The 5,732-nt window shown below is 59.9% G+C and carries 5 protein-coding genes; 1 reads left to right on the top strand and 4 read right to left on the bottom strand.

Going from position 1 to position 5,732, the window contains the following annotated elements; translation table 11 throughout:
- Positions 1-345: 345 nt before the first annotated feature.
- Positions 346-510, top strand: coding sequence for a hypothetical protein (locus tag I6F09_RS36920; protein ID WP_157785314.1), 165 nt, complete (start codon positions 346-348; stop codon positions 508-510).
- A gap of 436 nt (positions 511-946) precedes the next feature.
- Here the strand turns inward: I6F09_RS36920 and I6F09_RS36915 are convergent, their stop codons facing one another.
- From I6F09_RS36915 to I6F09_RS36900, 4 genes are all read right to left on the bottom strand, one after another.
- Positions 947-1,162, bottom strand: coding sequence for a hypothetical protein (locus tag I6F09_RS36915; RefSeq protein ID WP_036046582.1), 216 nt, complete (start codon positions 1,160-1,162; stop codon positions 947-949).
- An 811-nt stretch (positions 1,163-1,973) separates the two neighbouring features.
- A complete protein-coding gene (locus I6F09_RS36910) occupies positions 1,974-2,450 on the bottom strand; it encodes a hypothetical protein (protein WP_225140640.1) in 477 nt (158 codons plus the stop codon).
- Between the two features lie 382 nt (positions 2,451-2,832).
- Entirely contained in the window at positions 2,833-4,107 is a 1,275-nt protein-coding gene (locus tag I6F09_RS36905) for an IS256 family transposase (RefSeq protein ID WP_225140638.1), read from the bottom strand.
- A 345-nt stretch (positions 4,108-4,452) separates the two neighbouring features.
- On the bottom strand, positions 4,453-4,680 hold the full coding sequence (locus I6F09_RS36900) for a hypothetical protein (protein WP_225152829.1): 228 nt from the start codon (positions 4,678-4,680) through the stop codon (positions 4,453-4,455).
- Positions 4,681-5,732 lie beyond the last annotated feature (1,052 nt).

Below are 5,732 nucleotides of genomic sequence, written 5' to 3'. Positions count from 1 at the left end.
CAACACGTCCCTGTATTTTCTCGGTCCACGACCGAGCGCCCTTAAGTTATCGCGCAGCAAAACCGTCGGGGCGGACCAGACGCTAACACCGACGCGCGCCGAGTCCGTCCCGAAGACCATCGCACTGCGATTGGTGATGATGCGGCAAAGAGAGCAAGTCGCGTGCCGAAGTGAATTCGCGGGCTCTGCAGGCACTTCGTCGCGGCGTCCGGCGTCAAGTTGCTGACAATGGTCTCAATGCCGACAGCCAGCGCAGCCGGTGCAGTACGTTCGGCTACCGGGACCAAGCGCTCAAGATCGAGCTGGCCGGATTAGACGAGACCTGCGCCGACAAGGGCACGGCCGATGATCGTGATCGATGCGCCGCACTTCCACGCTGCTGTAGTCCTAGGACCGACAAGCCGCGTGATCCGAACACACCCCATCCTCAGCTACATGCTCGGCTGGGATCGGCAGCGCGTGGTCTCTGATGCCGAGCGCAAGGGATGGCGCGCGACGTGGGTCGATTGACCCGCGCGAGGCCGCCGAGGGCCATCGATTGCAAAGGTACTTTGGGAAAGCCGAGGCGGCCCGGGATCGCGGGACTGCGCACCTTCCCTTTCGGCCTTTGACTGCGCTGCGAACCAGCTAGAAATCGGCCAGAAGACGCGAGGAAAATTGGCGCGGAAATGGACGCACAAAGCCGCAGTCGAGCTGTGGCTCATCGGGCGAATGCGGCCTTAATTAGCGCAATTTGCGCCAGCAGTCGCCAAGGCGTGTTTCAGAAAGACCCATAAGACGACTTGAGTGTCTTTTGTCCGTGTTGTGTAGCACCAGTGTTCGTTCCCCTAGCGGAAGACGTGCGTACGCGCGCCCCGGGCCGGGAGGTATTTTAGCAAGCCCGACTCTCACGTGCATGTGCCAATCTGGCGCCTTCATCGTATGCCTACGGCGGCGAAGCACTAGGTCATTCTTCAAGCTCATCAAGCAAGATGCGCTTGTCGTGGAGCTCCCTGAGGTACTCGGCAATCGAACGCTGCGTCTCCTGCCATTCGATGCGTTCTTCCGCGGTCCAAAGGAAACACTCAAGTTTGAAGCGAGCTTTCTCAGCCTCTGCGAATTCATTGTAAAGCGTGATATCTCGCTCCACTTCTTCGAGCTGTTCACGAATGGTCCTTGGCATAGTCGGCCTCTGGGGCTTTGCCTCCAGCCAGTGGGCGTATTCATCTCAATTTGCGCGATTTAGCAACTACTCATTTTCTCGGTGCGGGAAGCTGACGCAAGGCGCTACTACCGCAAAACAGGCTTCGTATTTGGCTTCACGAGGGCTGAATAACGGTCCGTGTTTTGGAACGCCACCCCGATAAAGTCTCCCTGTCGCCACGTGAGGCGACAAGGAGAGGTGGTGCGAAACCCATCGAAAGAAAGCGAAAACTCCGTCGGCAGAAGCGTGAGTCCGTTAAGCTGAATGCCAGCGCCTCTACTGGATAGATCACGCACCAGGCATGGCTCGGAGGTGATGTGTCCCGGAATTGAGAGAAGAACCTCTCGCCACACCGACTGCCTTTCGAGGGACCGCCGGGACCAATTCTTCCCTTCACGTTGACGGACCTTTTCTTGCAAATCCTTTAGCTCTCGGTACTGGCGCTCCAGGCTCATATCCCTCATTCTCCGTTATTCTTGTTGGCGCTTCCCACATTATTCCGAAACCCAATAACCATCGCGATAAATTCTGTAGAGCGATCCTCAGGTTGAGGGAATTCCGGACGACTACCGTTTGTGGCCGATCGCGATTTCGCGGTTGGACCCGTAGCTTTCCGGGCCTTGAATGGCACTGCTGGCCTCAACGGTGGAGATGGCGGCAATGGTGCAAAATACCACGGTAGGCCTGTGGCCGCTCGCCGCAGAAAGGACTGTCAGTGGCTGGGGTGGAGGTGTTGTGTAAAGACGATTGTGTAAGGCAAATTGTCCTCCCGGTGTGTTCCTTCAGTATGTCAAAAGGCAGGATTGAGCGGATGGTATTGCCACAGCAAGGCCGTTAAATCTTCATAATACCCCACCATCTTGGTAGGTGCGTCGCAGTTCGCCTTCGGCGATAATGCCTCATCGCGACCGTCACTCGTAAGGGGCGGAAGCATGTGAATCTGCCCACCAAGATCGCCCCCTCGAATTAACGCCAAGAGATCACCATCCAAGCCGCTAGAATAGCTTTCGCGATAGCCATGACGGCAGTGGTAGCTGCGGGGGCGTTCTTTGCTATCCGCCTTTTGATTCGATTCTACGGATAGGGTCCCGCCGCTGCACCTCCAGCCGAACCGACCACAAATGGAGGCCGTGTCGTGATGGCGAATGAACAGGATGTTATCATTGGACGTATTGCCGAGATCGAGATCGACAAGTCGGCTGCCATCATAGTTGAGCAGATAGATGGTGAAATCTCCATTGCCATCGCGAGCGTCGTCGGCGTTCACCTCCAGGTGACGGCGGGGCAGGCACGTGAGTTATCTCGATCCTTAGCTGTGGCCGCGGAGAATGCTGAAAAATTCCGCGCGTCAGCCAAGACGTAGTGGCGCCCGCTCCACTATCACCGCGGGATTTCGGTCAGGTTGCGCCATACAGGTCGGCCCGTTGCCCTAGTGAAGCGCGGCAATCTCCTCCAGGTTCTCATCGTTGTCGGTTAAGATGATGACGCCCTCAATCCAATCCTCAATAATGCTGGTTACTGCCGTGGGCACTGGCCAAAGGGGCCGATGGTGATTTCGGGCCCTCGTTCCAATGAGCGTCGCGGTGTACCAGCCGGGGATGTCCCGATCGCTGTTGAACTAGGTCGGATCGACGTTGCCGGAATGAATGTTACGCGGCCCTCGTGACGTGGGCAACGGGGTTGATCGTCATGCGATTGTGGCGAGCTTGAAGAGCCGCACGCAGAACCGACAATTGCTTATGCGCCTTCAATCGTCGGAAGCCCTTGTTGGCCTCGATCATGCCGGCCGCGACCCGTCGCAAGGCCATACCGGCATCCCGCCAGCGTTTGACGTTGCGCGTGACGCGGCGAATGGTGCCCATCATGTTCTCGGCGATGTTGGTACAGGCGAGCGATCGACGAAGCTCCTTCGGCAACTTCAACCGGACGACGGTCAGGATTTCGTCGAGGCCTTCGAGGATGCTGGCCGCTACGCCGGGCCATTGCTGGTCGAGTCGACGCGCGGGATTGCGGATCAATTTTTCGGCCTTGTCGGTATCATCGAGCTCCCAGGCCTGGCGCAGCGCCCGACGGGTGGCCGCATGATGCTGTTTCGGCAGGCGTTCCATGATGTTGCGCGCCTTGTGGATCTGGCAGCGCTGGATCGCAGCGGCCGAACCGAAGGTGCGGAGGATCGCCTTCGACAACGCCTTCGCGCCGTCGGCGATGAACAGTCTTGGCACCGTCGGGTCGAGCCCGCGCGAGACCAGGTTGCCCAGCAGGGCCTGAACCGTTGCGGCATTCTCGGTCGCCCCTTCCACCAGCGCCAGCGGATGCTTGTTGCCTTCGCCGTCAACCCCGATCGCGGCGACCAGCACGAGATCGTCGCCGAGATGCAGCCCGTCGATTTGGACCACCAGAAGGTCGAGCGCGGACAGATCGGCAGCCATGAAGTCGGCCAGCCGCGCCGCCGACAGCGCTACGAACCTCCGCGAGGCCGCCGACTTCGAACCCCCCGATCCGGGCGGTGCCGGCACGTCACCCTCGGGCAGCCGGACAGCGCGGCCGAACCGGCGCGTCGACACATTGATCAGCATCAGGTTCATCGCCCAGCGACCGAGCCAGTCCTCCTGCGCCGCCGTTTCCCAGCTCGGGATCGTGACCTCGCGGCCGTCCACGCCCCGGACCCGCGGGCGCTCGACCTCGATCTTGCCGCCGTGGAAACCGATCCGTCCGCGCGTTCGGCCCCAACGGTGCGCCCGCCGCGCCGCATCGCGACCGTGGCGCGGCCCGCAGGCCGCCGTCACGTCCGCCTCCATCATCGTGCCGAGCGCCTCGATCCCCGCCGCAAGGCAGAACCGATCAAAGCTCGCCCGCACTTCCGCAAACGCTTCGTCCACAGCCCCAGTCGCCGGCGAACCAGCCGGTGTGATATCTCTCGTCATGGCGTTGCTCTCCTTTGTGGAATCAGCACCCCGAGCCTACCGGCTCAAGGTGAGCAACGCCGACCTCTTCAGAAATTCAACAGAACCCGGGACATCCCCGTACCAGCCGGTTCTCGGGTGGGATGCCTGTGAGACTTTCGCCAGCGCGCCGCGCCCGTGCTGCCTACGATCCGGGACTGATCGCCAAGTCACCGCCCTATCCTGGTAGTTGCGCTAGGGCATTCGTCGGGATGATGTATCCCCGTCAGCTTCTTTCGTCGCTGAGGCTGGCTGCGTAGAAGTCACTAGCGAGTGGCAGGGACAGCACTTTATTGGTCCACTTCCAAGCGTCGAGTCAAGTTGCCGCTAACGTTCCCGCTGTTTAGGTCGCGCGGCTGCCACCGTGAGTCCGGTGTGATCCTTGAGGCTATCGACTACCGTGACCGCCGCTTCGAGTTCATCTCGAAGACGCTTCGTAATCCGCAGAATGCTGCTCGCGAGCTCCTCGCGGCTGATTTCTGCACCGTGAGCAACTTTTTCTTCGAGGTCGCGTATCGCTTCGTCGATCTTGTGCAGCGAGAATGTGCTAGGCATCATCCGGCTCCGTCCTGATTGAGGGTCGGGCATCCGCCGAACCACGGTGTAAAAATGCGTCCGCTACACGGTTAAGTAAAGCGGGTGGCGTTGCGGGAAAATCTGTCCCCATCTCGCGTCTGAGCGCCTCGAATTCGGATAAGGTCGAAATCGGGCAATCCGCCACCGCGTCCATTTTTGAGCGGATAACTTCAACCCGGGATCGCCAATCGGCCAGCTGTTCTTTAGTTCGCTGTGGGCCGTACGTGTCTTCTGCCGGTGTATGGCTTGGCCTACGGACGTAGTCCGTGAATGCTTGGATTGCCACTTCGGTCCTTGGCAAGGCGTTACTCCTATGAGCGGAGCCAGCTCGAACAGTTACAGACCGAGCATTTTATACAGGCACGCGGGATGCGGCAACCCCCTCGTGCTGGTAGGTGCTCTCCAACTGTTCTCAGAATACAAATTGGTAGCATCTTGAGAATTTCAGCCTCTCGGGAGCAAAGGTGGTCAGCCTCAGTCTTCGAGGACGGGCTGGCCACCATCGCTTGCGACGCCACCTTGCAGGTCCAAACGGAATGCACACGTTGGAGCGACACGCCACCTCCCTACGCTCGCAGGCGCTTGCGGTGCTTGCAGCCAATCAGGCCCGGGCGGCCGATCAATCTTTGAGCCTGGCAGATCGACAAGTCGCGACGTTTAATGCTGAGGAGGCCCAGGCGCTGCTCAGCATCCTCGATTGCGTGAAGCTCGAACCCGGGCCTGAGGAGGCACGGAAGATCGCAGCGCGCATACGCGCGCTTCTAGAGGACCCACGGAGGAGCCAACCGATTCGAGTGGCGTGCTTGTAGGGTTGCGGATTCCGATCGATGTCGCCCAGGATTCCGAGATGATGTCACCCACCATTCCGGGATGATGTCGCCCGGGTCTCGCAAGGGCGAACCCGGGGTGACGAGACCTCTTCTGGCTCCCATAGGGTCAACCTTTCGGTTTTGCGAAGGGGGACCCTGGATGCCGACGGAGAGGCTTGCGATGCGCCGTGTGCGCGATGTGATCAGGATGAAGGCGGCTGG

Origin of the sequence: Bradyrhizobium sp. IC3195, assembly GCF_020193585.1 — a bacterium.
GTDB lineage: Bacteria > Pseudomonadota > Alphaproteobacteria > Rhizobiales > Xanthobacteraceae > Bradyrhizobium > Bradyrhizobium yuanmingense.
The sequence above is the reverse complement of the archived record's forward strand: the minus strand, read 5'-3'. Positions and strand labels throughout refer to the sequence as shown.